Below are 18,798 nucleotides of genomic sequence, written 5' to 3' on the forward strand. Positions count from 1 at the left end.
CAATTTCCTTATTGAAGAGGGGCAATTAAGCCTTGTGGTAAAGAGTTGGGAATTTGTTCGTTGCTATCTGTTTCCTCCCCCTGAGACTGAGCAGTTTTTGCTGCCTCCGAAGCTGAAGCAGGTTCTTCAGCAAGGGCTTTTTGGGGCGGAGTGGATTTGGGAACCAAGGGCGTGACACGTTTGCCTTTGTTGTCACCTGAGCGTTTGAGTGAATAGCCTGTATCCCATTTTCGTTGTTCTACTTCGGTATAAACACGAGTCGGATAAACCAAATTTCCATCCTCGTCTTCGTAAGAGTTTATCCATACCCTCATTACCTTTGCCTGATTCAGCAGAGGGCTGGGATAGTCTGATGCGTTTTGAATTGGTTGTGGTGCGAATGGACTGATGGATTTTTTGGCATTCTGACGACTCATCCGCCCATTTTCTTCCATAGCTGTAACTTCTGCTTCAGGATCATATCCTTGTGAAGCATGATAAGCTGCCCTAACGCTGACGCATGGTGTTCCACGGCCTGAAGTGCTACATTCAGTAATATTGTTATCGATATTAAACATGGAGGAGCAACCACCAAGCATAATTGCAATAAAGCATGCTGGAATCAGTTTCATATCCATTATTTAATCTCCTTTGAAAATTCCAAGGTAAGACCTTCGGTCAAAACAATTTCGCCAGTTCGACCAGGTTCAACTTCAATTACAGGAATGGCTTGTTCACCGTATTTTTCATAAATGTTGGCCATTTTTTCAAATGCCGTTCCTGCATTCCTTGCAACCGCTTGCCCAGCCGTCCCACCCAAATTAATTTGTGTTCGTGCCGTTCCGTTTGAAGATGAACCACCCACATTAACATTTAATCCGTTTGCCGCCCCTGCACCAATATCGGCGAGTGTTTGATAAATCCCAACTCTGGCAAGTCCGGCCAATGCTTTACCGGTACGGGAAACGGTACGGCCGTGCCATCCGGCTTTACCATCTTCCCCATTGATTTGGCCTGTAAGTGTGGCCTCAACAGCCTTACCGTCATCTCGAATGCAGCTGATTTTGTTAGTGCGCCCTACTGCGCGGGAATCCATGTATTGGCCGAATACGGCTGCTGTCACAAAGCAATCTTCTAAATGCGCCGAAAATCCATTTGGTAAAATGGCATCTCCTTTAATAGTGAGCAGAGCAACCGGGGGATTCTTATCATCCGCGGTCAAATTTGTAGGTGCGTTAATACCTGTCAGTAAGTAGTAGGACAGAACAGATCCCGGGGGCAGAAATGTTTGATTATCATCAGATTTTCCTCCTTTGGCCGCGCTTTCTTCTTTCATCCTACGCAAACCCTGTCTTTTGCCAGCAGGATCTTGGTTGCCAACTTGGCCGCTTGCTGCTGAGGCGACATTCGCTGATTGGCCTTCGGTTGAGTCTTCATTCATACCTAGTAAAGGGGCGTTCTGTCCGGCCGGGTTTTGACCTTGGGTCTCAAATGGATTTCCTGTCGGTGTACTTCCCGCACGTGCATTGCCAATCTTTTCGGCAATTTTTCGCTCAAGTAAGGCGTTCAACTGTTCTTCATTAAGTTGAGAACTTTGTTTGCTAGATTGTATAGCTCTTATTTCGTCGCGAAGATGGCGTATTTCACCGGCTAGATTCTGGTTGCCTACGTCGGGTTGAGTATTTTGAAGCAATTGCTCTGTTCCTTTTTTCTTACCAAAATCGGCTTTTGAAATATCTCTTGAAAGAAGGACACCGGCTATAACTAAAAATACTATAATGCCTACGCCGATAGCGATATTGGTTTTGGAAACTGCGTTGCCACCCCCAAAATGTTCTCTAAGTTTCTCTTTCACGATTTCCCACCCCCACGTTTACTGATCAAAATAAGTACGTCTGTGGATTCACCCGGGTAAAGTGTTGTCTGCGGATAAGACGTTACTGCACGGACACGTTTGTTGATTTTTCTGAAGGCTTCTTCACTACCCTCGTCAAATTCAAATTTTGCATTGCCAATATTGGTTATCCGATAACGGTACACATCAAATTCAACACCGGAATATCGTTCCACCGGCACGGTTTGCATGTCTTTAGAAAGAGAAACCTTCTCACGCAATGGCCTTACAGTAAATCCAGCCGGCAGTTTCTGCATGGCAATGCTTTTCAGAATATTGGTAAGTTTTTGTGCGAAGCTGCCGGATGAGGGGTGCAACCCATTGGCTATCTCACTAGGCGATTTCTCAACTGTGACATTAATCGTTTGAGACATCATGCCCGCTTTGGGTATGAGGGTCAGCGTAACCGGCAAACCTCGCGGATTAGCTAAGTCATATATAGTCAGCCAAATATTTTGATTGTTGCGAGGAGTTACTATCAGATTAGAACCGTAACTGTCCAAACCAAAGTGTGTTTTATTGCCGTTGTCGTAAACCTGAGGGTCGGCAAAAGGCGTTAAGATAGTATTTGGATAATTCCGGGAAATACTGACTGTATGATTTTCTCCATATCTGGAAGTTATATTGTGCACGCCTCTGACCCGCCTTTCCTGAATGTCAATTAATGTGCCTTGAGAGGTTTTTCGGGGAGCGGATACTTGAACAATTCTGCGCTGGGCGTTGCTTGGCAAAGCTGTATTAGTTTTGCGTGTTTCCGCTACAAAATCCCTTTGTCGCGCATTCTTGGTTTTGCTTTGTGCAGCACCCTCTTGGACAGGAGCCACAGACAACTGATCCGGATCTTTTGACGATGAACAGGCAGCGAGCAGTAAACTAACAGCTAAGATAGAAATTTTACCGGTTGTTTTCATGCTTTTATCCTAAAGTAAGTCATCTTGCGAATTGGCTGGAGAGCCGGTTGGAGCCGGTGGCTGAACTCCACGCATAATCTGTGAAGCTGTACTTTCTGGCGGTTGCTGGCTATCTGATTTTGATATTTCAGATGCAGGCATGCTGTCGGCTGCTTCATCATCAGTAATGCTGTAATCTTTTTCTTGCACAATATCTTCTTCATCAGCGTGTGGATGCGTTTGATGGTTTTCTACTGTTTTTTCTAATTCAGCTTCCCGTTTTTTGGCTAACTCAGGGTGTTTTTCTTTCCATATTTGTGTCATTGGCACACCTTCATAAGGTCGCCAATGTGTAACCTTGGGAACCCCTGCAAACATTTCCATACGGACTTCGTAGGTTGCATAGATTGAACGGACAGGTTGGATTCTTCCCTTTCTGTACTGAGCAGAGGTTAATTTGCCATATACGTAAAATATTTCTGTGCGTGGCTCGTACTCTATTCCTTCTATTGAGAAGTAGCTCATCAGATTGATACCGTTGAACTTTGGGTTTGTTTTGATGGCCAAGATCTGTGGTCCGAGATTAGCCCATACTTCATCGATGAAGAATTTTCGAGTCCATTTGTATACTTCATCTGCATTTTCAGGAGTGGCAGCCGATATAGATCCAACCACCATTTGAACAAATGGTTGATAATATTCCTTAGAGGCATGGTTTCTACTTACTACTGCTTCTTCGGATAAATGGGGCGGAACTAATATTGTTTCCTTATTGACCGTCAGCTGATAAATGACCATGCCTAATAATGAAAGTGCCAATACCGTATTTATTGAGGCTTTGGAAAAAAGGTCTTTTGCGTGTTGTTTAATACGCGCTTTTGCTTTATTGAACTCCATTAGTGCATCCACCTTCTCATTAAACCGTATTGAAATATTTTGTTCATTCGATAAATGCCTATGGTGTATAGTTTGTGAAATATCATTCCTGATAAATTTTCCTGTTTTGATTGAGCATATTTTCGAGAAGAATAAATTCCAATCAAAATTCCACTTACTTGAACTGTCCAGTGATCAATTAACATACTGAGTAAGACGCCCCCCTCAAATCCGATAAAAAATGGAATGATGTCGTCAGCTTCCCAAAACATAATCGGAACAAAGTTATCAACGTATTGGGGAAAAACAATGGTTTCTTCGTTCATGTTTTATTCCTCACAGTTGAGAATATCGGGTATGCGACTTTCGCCGTAAGCGCATTCATCGCGTGTTGAGATACCTAATTTATTCAGGGTATGCCTGACGTTTGCTACCCTTTTTTCAGATAGCTTTTGGTTATAGCTATCTGAACCACGTGGGTCGGCATATCCTGATAGCGTCACACCTTCATTAAATAAATGACGTTTATTTTTTAGTGAACGTTGCTCAGCTTGAGACATTTGGTGGGAAGCGGTTTTAAAGTGAACTGTGTGCAACAGCTCAGGCTGGGTTGTGTGTTCATCGAATGACACAACCAAATGGCGGAGCTCCGTATCGTCCCCTTGAACCAAATACGGCACATTGCTAATGCCGGGTACCACTGAATCAGAATCTGTCACAGGCGTTGGTAGCATGACGTGTTTTAATACTGGCACTTTATCGGCCATATCAAATACGGGTTCGGTTGATGCACAACCGGTAATTGATATGGCCAACATATATCCCAAAATCATGACCGGTTTCATTTCTACTCCTTTGATAATTTTCTTATTTTGCTGATGGTGAAAAAGGCACTAATGAGCGCTACCAAACCAGCAATTAAACTGTTCCAAAATTTGTAAGCCGAATATGCCTGATTTTGAATCGCATCCACTACGACATAAGACCATCCTTTATCCGACTGCCCTGCTCTGCCGATTGGTGCAAAACAGCTTGGATATTGTTGTAAGCTCAATACGGACAACAGAGCCGTTTGCATCGGTTTTGATACATGGGCCATGACAAATCTATCCTCTTTATGTACTGCAAATTGATGCGGACATGTTCGCGGCTGAAAGGCCAAGGAAAACATAAAGCAGACTGTCAACATGGTGCCCGCCAAAATCTGTTTATGAGGTTTTTTCAATTTCATCGGTAAGCAACCAATTTAAATTATCTGCAACCTCTTTATAGGTTCCGTCTCGGGTAAAACCGGTATGTGTCAGGTATTTGCCTGTGACACCGAATACCGGGGTTCTATCTATCGACCTTACTTTGTAACGATTAAACAACATCATTGCCCTGGCAATTCGTTTCTGAGTGATTTCGTGTCTAACTGTTTGTGTAACTTGCTCATGGGTAAAGCCCATTTTGTATAAAATGGCTAGATAGTCTTGGCCGGTCACGTTCTGTTTCTGTTGCAACGCAAAAGCTTGTGTCAAAAATACAGGCGTTCTAGTTGGTGCCAGCTCTCGCACAATATAAAAAGCTGTTCCGGCTATATTTTGTACTTTGTCACTAAATATCGGCACATAAACAAACTTGTACGGGTTCGGAAGGCCTAAACCGTATTCACCGAACTCCCGCCATGTTTGTGCGCAAAAAATGCAGGCAAAAGAAATGAACATATAGATGCGGTGTGCATCTTCTTTGTGATTACCAATTAGGGTTGCCGGCTTAAACTGACGCACAGCCTTGTCATCTATTTCTTGCCGCCCGGAAGACATACTGAGATCAGGTGCTGCTTTTACTGTCGTCATTAGAGATGCTGCAAAAACAGACAGTAGAAATTGTCTTCTTTCCATACCGTTATACTTTCATGACCGTTGTGTCAATCAGACTTACCGCATCATCAAAATCTACTTTTCCCTCTGCTGAAAGCTCCAATGCCGCCTCAGCAAGTGTTCGGTAATTCTGTTGTTTCAGCAGTTCCAGTTTTATGGTTTCTAAATCTTGATGCAAAATGGCTTTTCTGATTTCCGGTGTGTTAAAACCCATTTCAAAAACAGGGATTCTGCCTATGTGACCTTGATGGGCGCATTGACTACACCCTTTAGGGTTGGCAAACGCGTAAGTAGAAACCGGAAATCTAGTAGGGGGTACTTCTCTAGGATGTTTTATCAAACAGCAATATGGGCAAAGGCGTTTAAGTAGCCTTTGCGAGAAAAAGCATAAAACGGCAGATGCCAATTCAAATGGCTCTGCACCAAGCTGAATTAGCCTGATAATGGATTAGGGTGCATTACGGGCATGGGTGCTGGTAAATGCCAAATGACCTGTGAAAGCAGCATTTACTGTTATTTTGGCTGTTTCTTCGTCTCGTGTTTCGCCTACTAGAATAATGTCAGGATCCTGTCGCAATATGTTTCTGAGTGCTTCAGAGAATGAAAGCTGAGGCGTAACATTGGTTTGGTTGACCCCCGGGGCAATGATTTCTACCGGATCTTCAACTGTAGCCAAGTTTTTGGTGTTGTTATTCAAATATCCAATACTCGCCATCAATGTTTTGGTTTTGCCCGAACCTGTTGGGCCGCTGACTAAAATTAAACCGTTTTCGCTATTAAGTGCCTTTATATATTGCTCTCGGAGCGCATCATTCATTGCAATATCTGCAAGAGGTAATTCTTCAGCTTCGCCTAATAACCGGCAAACTATGTTCTGACCAAACATAGTGGGTTGAAAGCTAATGCGGATATTCAAAAGTTCTTGGTTACGGACCATGTGGAACCGAGAACTATGGGCCAGCCTTTTTTCAGCATCGCTTATGTTGCTTTGTGATCTGAGCCGTTTTTCGACGGCCTCACCATCTTCACGGGATAAGTGCATGTAATCAGCCATTTTCATGCTATTAAGCCGAAAACGTACGTTCACACCGTAGGCATCAGATTGAAAATGGATGTCAGATACGCCTTCACTTTTTGCGTACCAAAACAACTCGTTCAAATATTCAACAATATCGTTGCGTGAACCTGTTTGCTCGAAACGACCACTGCCCTTTAAATCCAATCGCTTTTTTGTTTGGCGATCTAGATGTTTAAACTGTTCAAGTACGACAAGTTGGCTGTTATCCATTTGTGAAATACCTATTCAAACACTTATGCGTTTCCGCATTTTTAGGCGGGAGCGCTTCAACGTCGAGCGGGTAACGTCGGCTGGGTGTGGGTAAGCCCAAGTAAACGCTCCCGCCTAAAAATGCGGTTGATTAGTCGGAAAATATGGATACCCCATCCTTTATTTCCTGTTCCGCAGATCGGTTAACGAAAAGTTGTCTAGTTGACGTGGTTGATTTTTCACAAAAAAGTGGAATTTGGCATCAAACAAATAAAAATGACCTTTTTGAGATTGTTTCTTGACAAAGGCCGTCTGAATATGGTTGTTCAAACGGCCTTTTTTGTGTGAAATACTATTTAGGCCGTTTTGGATTGTTTCTTGACAGATAAGGCAATTTTAAGGTAACGGGCCTATCCAAAAGGCAAAAAGGCAATATGCTAAAAAACCGCATATTGCCTTTTTAAAAGACTTAAGGGTAATTCAAAGGGCTTAAAGTTAAATAGAAAAGCTTTAAATATTAAGGGGAAAAGGCATTAATAGTAAGGAAGAGCAGGATAAGAGATGTTGCCATCTCTTATTCTGCTCTTCCAAAAGAAAAAAGGCTGGGGTAGGCTGAAACACAATTCAAACCTTACTGTCAAGAAAAAATCTCAAAAAGGTCATTTCATATTATTGATTACCCCAAATAGGTCAGTCGGTAAAACTTTGATTATTTGACAATACACGGTAGTCAATATGAATCCGACCGACTTTAACCGTTTGTGCGCCATTCTTGAAAGATTCGAAACGGCCAGCCCCCGCTGGCCGGCCATCTTGGTGCATCTGATAGACAGGTGTGACGGCTTTTTTGAAGAGTATACATTCAATGACATACGCACCTCAGACTACCTGATAAGCAAGACGGAGGAGTTGCTGAAACATTTGCCCAATACCCCTTGCGACAGAGACCTGACCGAACTTATTGCCAATGAATTCGAAGGCTTTTATCTCACAGTTGTAGCCAACAAAGAGCTGTGGAACAGCTTGGTTGAAAGCTACATCGGCTATAAAAAGCGTGTACATAGGATTTCGGATATTGCGGTATCTTCCGAACCGCATGTGCCTGTTGAAAAATCGCGGGAATATATTTTCAATATGCTGGGTGCCGACACCCTGCCGCAGGACCTTTATCAATGAACTGGTCTGCCAGCGAACTATTAATGGCTTGCGCCCTCGGTGCCGCCGGGTGGCTGTTTTTGCGAAGCAGAGCCAATTCACCGGCACCGTCCGAGACTGCTCCGGCTTCTACCACGTCGCCCAAAATTATCGGTGACCGTTTTCGCATTTTGGAAGCCGATGAGCTTATCTATGAGCTGGGCCTTGCACCGACAATCGCCCAAATTAAAAGCAATCTCGGCTTATCCAACGAAAATTGGGAGTCAGACGGCCTCCCATTGCTGCACAATTTCATCCGCTTCGTCCAACGATTACCGGCCTCCGAATCCCATCATCACGCGGGAGACAGAGGCTTGGTCAAACATACGCTGGACGTTGCCGCAATGGCCCTGCTCGCCTCCAATGCCAAAAGCTGGCCGCCGGGGGCTAAAACCGAAGAAATCGCGCGGCTGACATCCGTGTGGCGCTACGGCATTCTGACGGCCGCATTGCTGCACGACATCGGCAAAGTACTGACCTCCTACGATATAGAGCTATATGACAATCCGAACAGCAAAGACTATATGCTGTGGGTGCCGGATACGGGAAAGATGGAGGAAACCGGCCGCCGTTTTTACCGCGTTCTGTTTCCCGAGCATAAAACGGCATACGACGTACATAAGACGTTGGGCTGGACTTTCTTTCAAATCATTGTGCCGGCGGAAGCCCGCCGGTGGATGGGGGACTCGGATCCGGAGCTGATCCGCACCCTGCGGGTGTACCTGAGCGGCTGCAATGAACAACACCCGATGGCTCAGATTATCCGCCAAGCCGATATGACATCAACCGCCCGCGATTTGCGGGCCGGATCGCGGCAGCGGTTTGCAACGGCCAAGCGCACCCCGCTTATTGAAATTGTGATGGAAACGCTCAAAGAAATGCTGCACGAGCGGGGTGCTTATTTTTCTGTGGCTGTAACAGCCGGCGGCGATATTTTCCGCAAAGGCAACAGCGTTTTTGTGATGGCCAAAAACGTACCGGACAAAATCCGTGATTTTTTGGAAAAACACCATCCCGATACTGCGGCTTCTTTCCCGTCGGACAACCAGCGGATATTTGACACACTGCTGGAATACGGTGCCGTTCTACCGGCACCGCACGACGAAGGCAAAGCCGTTGCCAATGTCGAAGTCCGATTTGAGCGCAATGACGGGGAAGTTAAAAACCATCTGTTCTCCGTACTGCAATTCAACTTACACACCCTTTATCCCGAAGAACCCTACCCTGCCGAATTTTTGGGCAGCCTGGAGGTTCTGACTCATACAGTCAAACAGCCAAAGCAGGCCAGGGAATCAGCCGGCACTGCGGATGTTGCCACAGAAGATGATGCCGGTACGGTTGCCGTACAGACCGATACCGCAACATCCGAAACCGGGCAGGCAACCATCTCCTCCCTTCCCGAAAACTACGTTATTCCCGAACCGCCCAAAGCATGTAAGGAAACTGCACCAAAGTCCGAACCTGCCCCTGCTTCAGCTAACAGCATTGATGATTTTCTGATGCAGCATAATCTACTGGCCATCCCGGACGAGGAGGAAATTGCACCAAAATCCGAAACCGGATCTGAAGCTGTGCCGGATATACCGGCAAACAATACGGAGAAAGCTGCCGCAACCGCCAGCAATGCCGGAGCGTCTGAAACTGCCGCAACCGTCCTTCATCACGAAAAACAGCCGTCTAAAACCATAGCCAAGCCTGTTCCGACATTGCCGCAGAACAATAAGAAGATGACTACGGGCGCAATCAAAAACCTGTTTGCCGACAGCAAGCCGAAAACTGCCGCAATATCCGCTTCTGTGCAACAAGAGGATGCGGCAATCATTCCCGCAACGGAAAGTGCCGAAGCGGGATTGGCAGAAAGCCGCAAAGAAAGAGACAGCCGCCCTGCTCTGGCACCGCGTCCCGTCGAAGTGTTCAAAGGAGACAGCCCAGAAATGGATCAACTCTTCGGAGAAAACGGCACTCCGCCGAAACATAAGCCGAATAAAGCCATGGAAGAAAAAAAACTGGCCTTACAGGCCGAAGGCAAACGTTTCCTGAGCTGGCTTGCGGACAGTCTTGCAGACGGAAGCATCAGCATCAACCAAAACGACTCTATGGTGCACTTTATCGAGCAGGGCATGATTCTGGTTACACCGTTGGTGTTCAAAACCTATACGGGCGGTTTTTTCGACAAGAGTAATCCCACGTGTCCGGGACTGCTGGCGCAACAGGGTTTTTTGACGGTTGGCTGGCATGAAAGACATAACAATTCGGCTATTTTCCATGCCTATGCGGACGGCAAATTTTTACTCAATTGCCTGTTGATTCCCGAAAGAAACATACGTTTCTTTATCCGTCCGGGCAGTCGGCCGGCAAACAATACCGATTTATCGGTCAGCGACAAACGCGCTCCGTCAAATTTGGGCAGATTGGGCAAATCATGAGCATAACCCTGCAAGTGCCGGAAAACGTTTACCGGTTTCCATATGAGTTTTACAGTTCGGCAGTCTATTCGCTTGCCGCATTCTCTTTGTATGCCGTACCGGTTCCTGTCAATGCCCAAATGATTGCATCGACAGGCTTGGTATCGATGGCCGCCGTCCGTCTGAAACAGGGGAGGCGCATCCGCCGTTACCGAAAAAACTTGAGCCAACTACCGTTCTACGGCCTGACCTCCAATCAGATTCCCGTTTCGGGCAAAGCCCTGTTTATCGGCAAGGGCTTTGAATGGACACAAACCCATACCCAAAGACTGCTGCTGGCCAGGCTGCCGCAAAACAGAAAATATGCAGGGATTTTTTCATGAAAGTTGCGTTTTACAAGGGCACGTTGCCGGGTTGGCGCGGTTTGTTCAGCCGCTTGGTGCGCTGGGCAGACAGGGGAAAATACAGCCACTGCGAAGTGGTGTTTGCAGACGGCATGTGCGCATCGGCCAGCTGGTACGACGGCGGCGTGCGCTTTAAAAAGATTGCGTTCAATTCGTTGAATTGGGATGTGGTCGAAATGGACTACACACCCGAAGCAGAGGCAAAAGTGCGCGCATGGTTTAAACGGCACGAAGGCCGTCCCTACGATTTGCGCGGCAGCTTGGGCGTGGTATTCCGTCCGTTTGGTCAAGGCCGGCGCGGCTGGTTTTGCAGCGAGGCCGTAGCCGCCTCACTGGGGTTTGCCGAGCCGTGGCGCATCGGCCCGAATCTGCTGGCCGCACTTGTGAAACGGTAGAAATAAAAAGCCGTCTGAAAACGGTTTCAGACGGCCTTTCAGAAAAAATTTAAGACGGCGACGTATCAGTGAGGACGCACCGATACGCCGGCCTAGCAGGGATAGTCTGCATTAGCCAAAGCCGCCACCTCGCGAGGCAGCGGTATTTTATCACTAATGCATAAGGAATACCCGAAAAATGAAACACCGTTGCAAAAATTGTAACAGACTCTTGGCCGTCGGCACGGGCGACTTTGAAATCAAATGCCCGCGCTGCAAAACCGCCAACGCCATCCGCGCTTTAACAACCGAGAATGCCGCCGAGCATCCAACCTTTCAGAAAGGACGCAATGGATGCCCGGAAAACCCCCAACCCTAAACCCGCTCTCGGCAGCCTCTTCGCCGGCATCGGCGGCTTCGACCTCGGCTTCGAGGCCGCAGGATTTCAGACGGCCTGGCAGGTCGAAATCGACCCCGTCTGCCGCGCCGTGTTGGCCGACCGCTTCCCCCGTGCAGAGCGGCACGAAGACGTGCGCACCTGTCTGCCCGCACTCTCCCGCGCCGATGTTGTCGTCAGCGGCTTCCCCTGCCAAGACGTTTCGGCAATGGGCAAACGGCGGGGCCTTGCCGGAGAACGCACCGGGCTGTTCTTCGATGCAATGTGCATCGTGCAGCCCCTTCAACCGCGCTGGCTGGTGCTTGAAAATGTCCCCGGTCTCTTGTTTTCAAACGATGGCCGCGACTTCCAAACGGTGCTTGAAACGCTTGCCCAATGCGGGTATGTGGGATACTGGCGAGTGCTGGACAGCCGTTATTTCGGAGTCCCCACTAAACGCCGCCGCATATTCGTGGTCGCAGGTTTTCGAGAGCTGCCCCCCGTGGAGTTCTTGGGTGATGCCGGACCAATGGAGCGCCTATCTGGCAAGACGGAAGCGGGCAGCGCCTGGGCGGACGCTCATCCTACGCTGCTTGCGGGTTTCGCCGACGGGACAAGTATCGACATCTCGGGCGGAAATATCGTCGCTGTCGAAAACAGCAGGCATCAGATGGTTGAGCGGCAGCGAGCGTCTGAAGATTATGGGCTTCGGCGCGGACTGGATGCGGCCGACGCTCGCGAGGCTCGGGCTGCCGGAAACGCCGTCTGTCCGCAAGTCGCACAATGGATTGCCGAAAAACTCATCAAAACATTCTGATTAAACCCATCCGAGCGCCGCGAGTGCCGTTTACTCTATATATTAAGGAGAGAAAATGACACCCAAGCCCCAACCCATTGTGCCGTGGATGGGCGGCAAACGCCGCCTGGCCAAACACCTGCTGCCCTTGTTTCCCGAACACAGCTGCTATGTGGAACTCTTCGCAGGTGGCGCAGCCCTGTTCTTTATGCGGCCACAGCCTGCCAAATGCGAAGTGCTCAACGACCTCAACGGCCAACTCGTCAACCTATATAGAGTCGTGCAGCACCACTTCGACGAATTTGTACGCCAGTTCGAATGGACGCTCACCAGCCGCGAAGTGTTCACCCGCCTGCAATCCATACCGCCCGATGTGATGACCGATATACAGCGCGCCGCCCGCTTCTTTTATTTGCAGCACACCGCGTTCGGCGGCAAAACGGTTGACCAACATTTCGGCACCGCCACAACCGCCCGCGGTTTCACCGCTGCAAACATCGAAGGCCGTCTGAAAGCCGCACAACAACGGCTCAACGGCGTGTACATCGAAAACGAACCGTGGGAAAAATGCTTCAAACGCTACGACCGAGAGCACACCTTCTTCTACGCCGACCCGCCGTATTGGCAGCTCGCAGGCTACGACCGCTCATTCGATTGGGCTCAATACGAACTGTTGGCCGAAGCAATGGCGCACAGCAGGGGCAAAATCATGCTCTCCATCAACGACCACCCCGACATCAGAGAGCTGTTTAAAGACTTCTGTATCAAACGGCTGGAACTGGCTTACTCAGTCGGCCGCGACAAAACGCAAAAGACCAGCGGCGAGCTGGTCATCTGCAACTATTAAGGTAAAAGCGGCGGCAGCGCTGCTTTTTTTGCGGGCAGCGGTTACCGCAATCAGGTCGTGCAGGTAAGGCGTGTTTTGAGGCAGGCCGGTTTCCCCGGAGAGGCGGCGGCCAAACGTCCACGCATTCCATTTATCCACTGCTGCGGCTACCGCGGCCCGATTGTCTAAACCGCCGCCCAGCACATTGTAAACCTCATCTGCAAAATGGCGGCCGTGGCGGCTGTCCAAAAATACGGCCACATCCTCCTCATGTTCGCCTGTGACTCGGCAGATTTCGGTAACGGCCAATGTCCAAAACTCCTGAGGATTGTGATAAAGGGCGATGGTGCCGTAAAAACCGTAGCCTTCATTTTGGGTTGCAGGGATATTCATATCGTACTCCTCGGTTTCGCTCATTCGATGGACACATATTGCCGCACCTGTGCGACACTAGTCAGCAATGGCAGTGCTACGTTCGGGAGGTGTAAAAAAATCCTGCCGTTGTTTGGCAGGATTTGAAACATTGTTGCAGCGTGTGCAATAAAATGGAAACGGGTTTTTCTCAAAAAAATGCGCGGAATTTCTCGCGCGGCTTCAACCAGTTTCCTAATTCGACCAATTTTTTAATGTATTGATCATAGTCTTTATTGCTACTGTACAACATAGCAATCCTCCAATGAAAATCCCGCACCGGACGCACAGGCGTTCGAGCGGGATGGTTTTAAAAGTACCTTGCGGTACGGTTATCGGACGGTTTTTTCGTCGTCTTCATTCAGGATTTTATTGCCGGACCATGCAATCAATGCATAAATACATAACATGAAGACTGCAAATGGAAGTCCCATGTTTAATCCTTTCTCTTTTTGGCCAGGTGCCGTAACGCATTCGCGCCCCAAGCTCCCGCCATAATCGCGGTTATCATACTACACACCATAAACCATCTCAAACCGACGGTATAGGTGCCGAATAGAATCACCGCAGGCAAACCGATGATGGCCGCTTTTACGACATCATCTAGTATTTTTGCTCATGAATCAATAGTTTCGGACAAAACTGAAAACCGGAAAACATGCCGGTTTCGGGCTGCTTAAGCAAGCATACTTTCAGGCCTGTTGTGGTGGGCTGGGACAGTAAAAATTCCTGCTCTCGGATTAAACGGATGTTGGAATTTTCCCTGTTGTCCCGTGTACTCGTGCATCGGCTGTTTGAGAAAGCCGTTTGCCGATACAGCCATCGGCCGTCTGAACATCCGAAAGCAAACCTGAAGAACGCAATGTCGCCTGCAAAGGCATGATGAAACCGGATTTCAGGTAACGCTTGAAAAGCTCTACTCTGCTTTTTAGTCCCAGCCCTATATGGCGGCAGATTTTGGAAAGGAAACCGTAGCCGTCGGCTGCTGCCGGCAACACCGGATTCAGACGGCGCCCGTCTTCTGCACAGGCATCACGTTGAATCATGACGGTTTTGGCATTATCAAACAGCACTTTGTGCGCCATGCCGCAGAAGAGTTCAAAACTGTTGCACAAACCGTCTGTCCGTGCTTCGGTACGCCCGTTGTCATAGAAGCGGACACAGCTTGCTCGGGAGTAACCCAATGTGGCGGCAAAGGCCTTCGGAGGGTTGCCGCCTCTGCGGATAATGGTGAAATCCGCCTGCATCTGCCGGCCGGGTTTGATTTCAAAGCGTAGCGCAGGTTCGTTATCGGGTTTGGGTTTGAGGATGGCGGCATAATCACTGACGATTCCGACTTTGCCCTGAAAGCCCGTTTCGAGGATTTCCCGATACGGCACGGCAGCGGGAATCCGGCCGGGAGCAGCGGCTTCGATGCGGGAGCGGATATAGTCTTTAAAGGGGTCGGGCTTGCCGGGTTTTGATCCGACTCTTTGATATTGCGGTGCGCAGTCTTTGTGAGGCAGATACTTTTTAACGGTGTTTCTAGACAATCCCAATTCTTTGGTCATGCCTTGAATGGATTTGCCTTGCTGCTTGAGCGCTTTGATGGCTGCAACCGTCTCCTGATTCAACATGAAAGCAGCCTTTGTTTTAAAGCTGCGAGTTTAAGTCAGGGTGGTCAATTTCTGACTGCCGTCAGGTGGTCATTTTTACACTGCAGATAACACTTTACGAGGCAGGTTAAACCAAAGTTATAAAAAATCATACATATTCGAAGCATTAATGCAGACGGATTCATAGGCATTGTTCAACTATTTCCTGATATTTCTTTTCAACTATACCAATTCCACTGGCAGCAAACCATACGCCGCTATCTAGCGAGAAAACCGAAACCTAATGCGGCGTGTGCTTTAAAGAAGCTGGCGAACAGTATTTTTAGCTTTGACAGTATGAAATTGCCTGTATCTATATGCGGGTCAGTACCAACAAAGTTTGAAACGTCAACACCAGTTTGTAAAATTTTCAAACTGCCTACACCAAATTTCTATCCCATTGTCAATGGCAAAACTGCCTATATCTTATCAAGTATCTCATATGAACGCTGAAAATTGTGGGTTCTACCCAGTATTTTTACAGCTGTTTTAACAGATCTTTTCTGTTGAAGAATCAATCTACAATAACGGGTTCAATATTTAAACCAATCAGAAGCCACTAGACCAACACAACACGCCTTCGGCTCTTCTTTATACAGTTTCCATGCTGCTAGAAATATCTAGTTAATGTAGAAGCGACAGATGTAAACAGTATTTCCAAAATACCGTTCAAAGCCTTGCAATGATGAGGCAATTGACCGGAATCAGTGTCGGAAGCATCAATAGCCCGTACCTGAAGTTACGCCGGTGCCCAGCTGGCGAATGCGGGCAGTACACCCCTTTCTAAGACACCGTAGAATCAGACCAATCCTATTTCAAGGCAAAGCGCATCCGAGGTAAACTCGGGTGAAAAGCGGGCACTAAAACCATCTTTTCCGACATCCTCAAACGAGGCGGCAATGGGTTTGCCCGAGGTATGCAACATATCAATGGTTGGCGCTATGCCAAGCATCGCTTGGTACGATTTAACTGAGTGCCGGAGCATAACCTTTTACCTGCATTTAAAAGAAACCCTGGGTTTCTCTTCAGCCACCGACAGGATGATTTGTATAAAGCACTATTTGTATAAAGCACTATTGGAAATGTTGCGGAAAGACCCTTTAAAATAAATTTTGAGCTATCGGGTCATATGGAAAAAAACCAGCTGAGTAGATTTAAATACGCTCCACCAAGATACCATGGATGTGTTTAACCGGATAGTAGATAATTCTAGCTAACTTCATGACGATACTTTTAAATCAGGAATACCATGGATGAAAATTAAACCCATGTAACTCTCCACATATTGCTTATCCTATCTACACTTCAAGGCCTTATCTCATTTTAAATTTGACCCACTAATATTTATTGTTTGTTAATCATATAAAATTTCATCTGCAGTTTTTTTAAACACTCCACCTGAAATAAGCTATCAACAAAACGATATCTTTAAAAAAATTTAAAAACTACCGAAAAATAATTTGCAAATACTAAAAAAAACGGATATTATATTAAACATAATATATAGCCGGTATAGCTCAGTTTGGTAGAGCAGCTGACTTGTAATCAGAAGGTCCCGAGTTCGACTCTTGGTGCCGGCACCATTTAAATAAAAAAAGGGGCTGTCCTAGATAACTAGAACAAATCCTGCTTTACTAATTGTTTTAAAATAGAAATTTGAAATTTTATCTTACTGTTGTTAAAACGCCATTCACACTCTTTCAAATACAGTTCAAAATGCTCTTTGGGAATGCCGTTAAACTTGCGTAAATGGCGTTTTGCTTGGTTCCAAAAGTTCTCAATTCCGTTAATGTGATTTTGTCGCTCAGCAAAATGTGTGCTGTGATTGATCCGAAAATGTGAAAATTCGCTCACATCAAGAACGTCATAACTTTTGTAACAATCGGTATAAACAATGCTATCAGGCTTCACTTGCTCGCGGATAATTGGCAATAAAGTCGCAGTTTGTGTATTGGGTACGGCAACGGTGTAAACCTTACCATTACGCTTCAAAAGCCCGAATACAGCCACTTTGCCAGCCGCACCGCGACCACGTTTGCCTTTGCGTTGTCCGCCAAAATAGCTTTCATCAACTTCTACTTCACCATCAAGCATTTCCAGATGCGGGCTGTTGTGATAGATAAGTAAGCGCAAACGGTGGAAGTAATAGGCAGCGGTATTTTTATTGACGCTAACTAATTGCGCCGCTGTGCGAGCGGTAACACCTGCAACAAATAGTTCAATCAGTTTGTTTTGCTTGTACTGACTTAAACGACTTTTTCTCATAGGGATTATTCTAACCTGAAGTTAAATTTCCCTAGTTATCTAGTACAGCCCCATAAACAATGCCGAAAAAATAAACAATACTGAATACAAAAGTGCCCCGCAAAAGCAGGGCACGGCTTGGTTGTTACCGGTTGAATACACAAACGGCGTTGATGCTTCGACGCGCTATCTTTCTATGCGGTATCAGTGCAGCTATTGGCAAAGCTGGGAAACATAACCGGGATTATGTTGTATGACTAATTCATTAAGATGGACAATCTGCATTTTGAATTCAAACGAATATACTGGTTTGGATTCGTGCCTGCGGATATATCTTTTAGTCCGTGAGAATGACAGGTTTTAACTCGTTTTCGAACTGTTGAACCACTTAATCCGAATTTGTTTGCCGTTGCTTGATAACCATATTCCAGTGATAAATAAAATCCCACCACTTCCAGTTTGAATTCATTTGTGGATTTAATCATGGAAATACCTTCAAAATTTAGATTGTATGTCCAACTTTTTAAATGGATAGTCGGTTAAAACAAGGGACTGTACTAGATTAGCAGATAGCCACCCTCCAAAAATAAAGATAACATCATGATAGTTAAAGAAAAAAGTTCAAAAAGAACTACTGTGTTTTTCGTGCTTCAAGTTACTGCTGTTCCGCTGCCGATATTTTGGATACCCCAATTCGGCAGCATTGTTCTACGCAAAATCCGCCAAGTCATTAGCCGTCATTTAACACTGCTGCCGATGAAATTTTTGACGTTCCGGTTGAGCTGGATGAAAGCTGTTCCGGCGGTCATCGCAAAGGAAAACGCGGAAGCGGTGTGGCAGGGAAAGCGGTCGTTTTCGGTTTTTTGAGGCACAACGGCAAAGTTTATACGGTTACCGTGCCCAATACACAAACCGCTGCTTTACTGCCGGTCATCCGCGGACAAATAAAGCCGGACAGCATTGTCTATACCGATTGCTGCAAAAGTTATGATGTACTTGATGCGGGCAGATTCAGCTGCTTTCGCATCAACCACAGTATACGGTTTGCAGAACGGCAGAATCACATTAACGGAATCGGGAGCTTTCGGAATCAGGCAAAACGGCATTTGCTCAAGTTTAACGGTATTCCCAAAGAACATTTTGAGCTGTATTTGAAGGCGTGTGGACGGCGTTTTGGCAACAGTGAAATAAAGTCTCAAATTTCTATTTTGAAATAATTGGTAAAGAGAGATTTATCCTGGTTATCTAAGACAACTCCTTATTTTTAAAGCACTGATATGATAAGAAAATTTATCGCCAACCATTAAAATAAGTCTCAAACAAAGGCAGGCGATGATGGGATGGGAAACGGATACGGCAAAACGAA

20 protein-coding genes, 1 tRNA gene and 2 pseudogenes are annotated in these 18,798 nt (G+C 46.6%); 10 read left to right on the forward strand and 13 right to left on the reverse strand.

All coding sequences use genetic code 11. The features are described 5' to 3' along the window. Nucleotides 1-8: 8 nt before the first annotated feature. From traV to H7A79_RS04260, 9 genes and pseudogenes are all read right to left on the reverse strand, one after another. On the reverse strand, nucleotides 9-617 hold the full coding sequence (gene traV, locus H7A79_RS04215) for a type IV conjugative transfer system lipoprotein TraV (RefSeq protein ID WP_187001162.1): 609 nt from the start codon (nucleotides 615-617) through the stop codon (nucleotides 9-11). Next, nucleotides 617-1,834, reverse strand: a complete 1,218-nt coding sequence (locus H7A79_RS04220; protein WP_187001163.1) for a TraB/VirB10 family protein — start codon at nucleotides 1,832-1,834, stop codon at nucleotides 617-619. Before H7A79_RS04220 ends, traV begins: the two co-directional genes overlap by 1 nt. After that, nucleotides 1,831-2,784, reverse strand: a complete 954-nt coding sequence (locus tag H7A79_RS04225; protein WP_187001164.1) for a TraK domain-containing protein — start codon at nucleotides 2,782-2,784, stop codon at nucleotides 1,831-1,833. The genes H7A79_RS04220 and H7A79_RS04225 overlap by 4 nt, the downstream gene beginning before the upstream one ends. Nucleotides 2,785-2,793: 9 nt before the next feature. Beyond that, nucleotides 2,794-3,660: a TraE/TraK family type IV conjugative transfer system protein gene (locus H7A79_RS04230; RefSeq protein ID WP_187001165.1), complete on the reverse strand. Its 867-nt coding sequence runs from the start codon at nucleotides 3,658-3,660 to the stop codon at nucleotides 2,794-2,796. Further along, complete coding sequence (locus H7A79_RS04235; RefSeq protein ID WP_187001166.1) at nucleotides 3,660-3,965, reverse strand: type IV conjugative transfer system protein TraL; 306 nt, start codon at nucleotides 3,963-3,965, stop codon at nucleotides 3,660-3,662. The genes H7A79_RS04230 and H7A79_RS04235 overlap by 1 nt, the downstream gene beginning before the upstream one ends. 3 nt (nucleotides 3,966-3,968) lie before the next feature. Continuing rightward, complete coding sequence (locus H7A79_RS04240) at nucleotides 3,969-4,484, reverse strand: OmpA family protein (protein ID WP_187001167.1); 516 nt, start codon at nucleotides 4,482-4,484, stop codon at nucleotides 3,969-3,971. A 2-nt stretch (nucleotides 4,485-4,486) separates the two neighbouring features. Next, on the reverse strand, nucleotides 4,487-4,870 hold the full coding sequence (locus tag H7A79_RS04245) for a hypothetical protein (protein ID WP_187001168.1): 384 nt from the start codon (nucleotides 4,868-4,870) through the stop codon (nucleotides 4,487-4,489). Further along, nucleotides 4,848-5,522 (reverse strand): thioredoxin domain-containing protein, encoded by a 675-nt coding sequence (locus tag H7A79_RS04250; RefSeq protein WP_187001169.1) that lies wholly within the window; start codon nucleotides 5,520-5,522, stop codon nucleotides 4,848-4,850. Before H7A79_RS04250 ends, H7A79_RS04245 begins: the two co-directional genes overlap by 23 nt. Nucleotides 5,523-5,526: 4 nt before the next feature. Next, nucleotides 5,527-6,789, reverse strand: a pseudogene (locus H7A79_RS04260) (GspE/PulE family protein). Nucleotides 6,790-7,503: 714 nt separating this feature from the next. Here H7A79_RS04260 and H7A79_RS04265 point away from each other — a divergent pair. The 7 genes from H7A79_RS04265 to H7A79_RS04295 all read left to right on the forward strand — a co-directional run bounded on the left by H7A79_RS04265 (nucleotide 7,504) and on the right by H7A79_RS04295 (nucleotide 13,164). Further along, a complete protein-coding gene (locus tag H7A79_RS04265) occupies nucleotides 7,504-7,944 on the forward strand; it encodes a hypothetical protein (RefSeq protein WP_187001172.1) in 441 nt (146 codons plus the stop codon). A gap of 23 nt (nucleotides 7,945-7,967) precedes the next feature. Next, on the forward strand, nucleotides 7,968-10,388 hold the full coding sequence (gene mobH, locus H7A79_RS04270) for a MobH family relaxase (RefSeq protein ID WP_246408127.1): 2,421 nt from the start codon (nucleotides 7,968-7,970) through the stop codon (nucleotides 10,386-10,388). After that, entirely contained in the window at nucleotides 10,385-10,750 is a 366-nt protein-coding gene (locus tag H7A79_RS04275; RefSeq protein ID WP_187001174.1) for a hypothetical protein, read from the forward strand. The genes mobH and H7A79_RS04275 overlap by 4 nt, the downstream gene beginning before the upstream one ends. Beyond that, the gene (locus tag H7A79_RS04280) at nucleotides 10,747-11,166 is read left to right on the forward strand and encodes a hypothetical protein (protein ID WP_187001175.1); all 420 of its coding nucleotides are present in this window, start codon (nucleotides 10,747-10,749) and stop codon (nucleotides 11,164-11,166) included. The genes H7A79_RS04275 and H7A79_RS04280 overlap by 4 nt, the downstream gene beginning before the upstream one ends. Nucleotides 11,167-11,344: 178 nt before the next feature. Next, nucleotides 11,345-11,524, forward strand: a complete 180-nt coding sequence (locus tag H7A79_RS04285) for a Com family DNA-binding transcriptional regulator (protein WP_187000111.1) — start codon at nucleotides 11,345-11,347, stop codon at nucleotides 11,522-11,524. After that, on the forward strand, nucleotides 11,496-12,338 hold the full coding sequence (locus H7A79_RS04290) for a DNA cytosine methyltransferase (protein ID WP_187000112.1): 843 nt from the start codon (nucleotides 11,496-11,498) through the stop codon (nucleotides 12,336-12,338). The genes H7A79_RS04285 and H7A79_RS04290 overlap by 29 nt, the downstream gene beginning before the upstream one ends. Nucleotides 12,339-12,393: 55 nt before the next feature. Continuing rightward, the gene (locus H7A79_RS04295; RefSeq protein ID WP_187001176.1) at nucleotides 12,394-13,164 is read left to right on the forward strand and encodes a DNA adenine methylase; all 771 of its coding nucleotides are present in this window, start codon (nucleotides 12,394-12,396) and stop codon (nucleotides 13,162-13,164) included. Here H7A79_RS04295 and H7A79_RS04300 read toward each other — a convergent pair. After that, nucleotides 13,105-13,536 carry a hypothetical protein gene (locus H7A79_RS04300; protein WP_187001177.1) on the reverse strand — a complete coding sequence of 144 codons (432 nt, stop codon included), beginning with the start codon at nucleotides 13,534-13,536 and terminating at the stop codon, nucleotides 13,105-13,107. The genes H7A79_RS04295 and H7A79_RS04300 overlap by 60 nt on opposite strands. A 758-nt stretch (nucleotides 13,537-14,294) precedes the next feature. Beyond that, the gene (gene istA / locus H7A79_RS04305) at nucleotides 14,295-15,170 is read right to left on the reverse strand and encodes an IS21 family transposase (protein WP_187000734.1); all 876 of its coding nucleotides are present in this window, start codon (nucleotides 15,168-15,170) and stop codon (nucleotides 14,295-14,297) included. A 1,524-nt stretch (nucleotides 15,171-16,694) separates the two neighbouring features. Here istA and H7A79_RS04310 point away from each other — a divergent pair. After that, nucleotides 16,695-16,771, forward strand: a tRNA-Thr gene (locus tag H7A79_RS04310). 31 nt (nucleotides 16,772-16,802) lie between these two features. On the opposite strand, the gene H7A79_RS04315 is transcribed toward H7A79_RS04310, so the two are convergent. Both H7A79_RS04315 and H7A79_RS04320 read right to left on the reverse strand, forming a co-directional pair. Next, complete coding sequence (locus tag H7A79_RS04315; protein WP_187001178.1) at nucleotides 16,803-17,453, reverse strand: IS1595 family transposase; 651 nt, start codon at nucleotides 17,451-17,453, stop codon at nucleotides 16,803-16,805. Between the two features lie 236 nt (nucleotides 17,454-17,689). Then, on the reverse strand, nucleotides 17,690-17,917 hold the full coding sequence (locus tag H7A79_RS04320) for a transposase (RefSeq protein ID WP_187001179.1): 228 nt from the start codon (nucleotides 17,915-17,917) through the stop codon (nucleotides 17,690-17,692). Nucleotides 17,918-18,032: 115 nt separating this feature from the next. Between H7A79_RS04320 and H7A79_RS15170 the strand changes: the two genes are divergently transcribed. Together H7A79_RS15170 and H7A79_RS04325 are read left to right on the forward strand one after the other, a co-directional pair. Next, a complete protein-coding gene (locus tag H7A79_RS15170) occupies nucleotides 18,033-18,299 on the forward strand; it encodes a hypothetical protein (RefSeq protein ID WP_377057900.1) in 267 nt (88 codons plus the stop codon). Next, nucleotides 18,212-18,649, forward strand: a pseudogene (locus H7A79_RS04325) (IS1595 family transposase); the annotation flags it as partial. The gene H7A79_RS15170 and the pseudogene H7A79_RS04325, both read left to right, overlap by 88 nt. Between the last annotated feature and the right edge of the window lie 149 nt (nucleotides 18,650-18,798).

Source organism: Neisseria musculi (genome assembly GCF_014297595.2).
Lineage (GTDB): Bacteria > Pseudomonadota > Gammaproteobacteria > Burkholderiales > Neisseriaceae > Neisseria > Neisseria musculi.

Bases quoted from the DNA above. Each gene is read 5' to 3' on its own strand.
- traV (WP_187001162.1), bottom strand. From the start codon at position 617: ATGGATATGAAACTGATTCCAGCATGCTTTATTGCAATTATGCTTGGT.
- H7A79_RS04290 (WP_187000112.1), top strand. From the start codon at position 11,496: ATGGATGCCCGGAAAACCCCCAACCCTAAACCCGCTCTCGGCAGCCTC.
- H7A79_RS04235 (WP_187001166.1), bottom strand. From the start codon at position 3,965: ATGAACGAAGAAACCATTGTTTTTCCCCAATACGTTGATAACTTTGTT.
- H7A79_RS04280 (WP_187001175.1), top strand. From the start codon at position 10,747: ATGAAAGTTGCGTTTTACAAGGGCACGTTGCCGGGTTGGCGCGGTTTG.
- mobH (WP_246408127.1), top strand. From the start codon at position 7,968: ATGGCTTGCGCCCTCGGTGCCGCCGGGTGGCTGTTTTTGCGAAGCAGA.
- H7A79_RS04320 (WP_187001179.1), bottom strand. From the start codon at position 17,917: ATGATTAAATCCACAAATGAATTCAAACTGGAAGTGGTGGGATTTTAT.
- H7A79_RS04250 (WP_187001169.1), bottom strand. From the start codon at position 5,522: ATGGAAAGAAGACAATTTCTACTGTCTGTTTTTGCAGCATCTCTAATG.
- H7A79_RS04295 (WP_187001176.1), top strand. From the start codon at position 12,394: ATGACACCCAAGCCCCAACCCATTGTGCCGTGGATGGGCGGCAAACGC.
- H7A79_RS04225 (WP_187001164.1), bottom strand. From the start codon at position 2,784: ATGAAAACAACCGGTAAAATTTCTATCTTAGCTGTTAGTTTACTGCTC.
- H7A79_RS04285 (WP_187000111.1), top strand. From the start codon at position 11,345: ATGAAACACCGTTGCAAAAATTGTAACAGACTCTTGGCCGTCGGCACG.
- H7A79_RS04265 (WP_187001172.1), top strand. From the start codon at position 7,504: ATGAATCCGACCGACTTTAACCGTTTGTGCGCCATTCTTGAAAGATTC.
- H7A79_RS04315 (WP_187001178.1), bottom strand. From the start codon at position 17,453: ATGAGAAAAAGTCGTTTAAGTCAGTACAAGCAAAACAAACTGATTGAA.
- H7A79_RS04245 (WP_187001168.1), bottom strand. From the start codon at position 4,870: ATGAAATTGAAAAAACCTCATAAACAGATTTTGGCGGGCACCATGTTG.
- istA (WP_187000734.1), bottom strand. From the start codon at position 15,170: ATGTTGAATCAGGAGACGGTTGCAGCCATCAAAGCGCTCAAGCAGCAA.
- H7A79_RS04240 (WP_187001167.1), bottom strand. From the start codon at position 4,484: ATGAAACCGGTCATGATTTTGGGATATATGTTGGCCATATCAATTACC.
- H7A79_RS04230 (WP_187001165.1), bottom strand. From the start codon at position 3,660: ATGGAGTTCAATAAAGCAAAAGCGCGTATTAAACAACACGCAAAAGAC.
- H7A79_RS15170 (WP_377057900.1), top strand. From the start codon at position 18,033: ATGATAGTTAAAGAAAAAAGTTCAAAAAGAACTACTGTGTTTTTCGTG.
- H7A79_RS04275 (WP_187001174.1), top strand. From the start codon at position 10,385: ATGAGCATAACCCTGCAAGTGCCGGAAAACGTTTACCGGTTTCCATAT.
- H7A79_RS04300 (WP_187001177.1), bottom strand. From the start codon at position 13,536: ATGAATATCCCTGCAACCCAAAATGAAGGCTACGGTTTTTACGGCACC.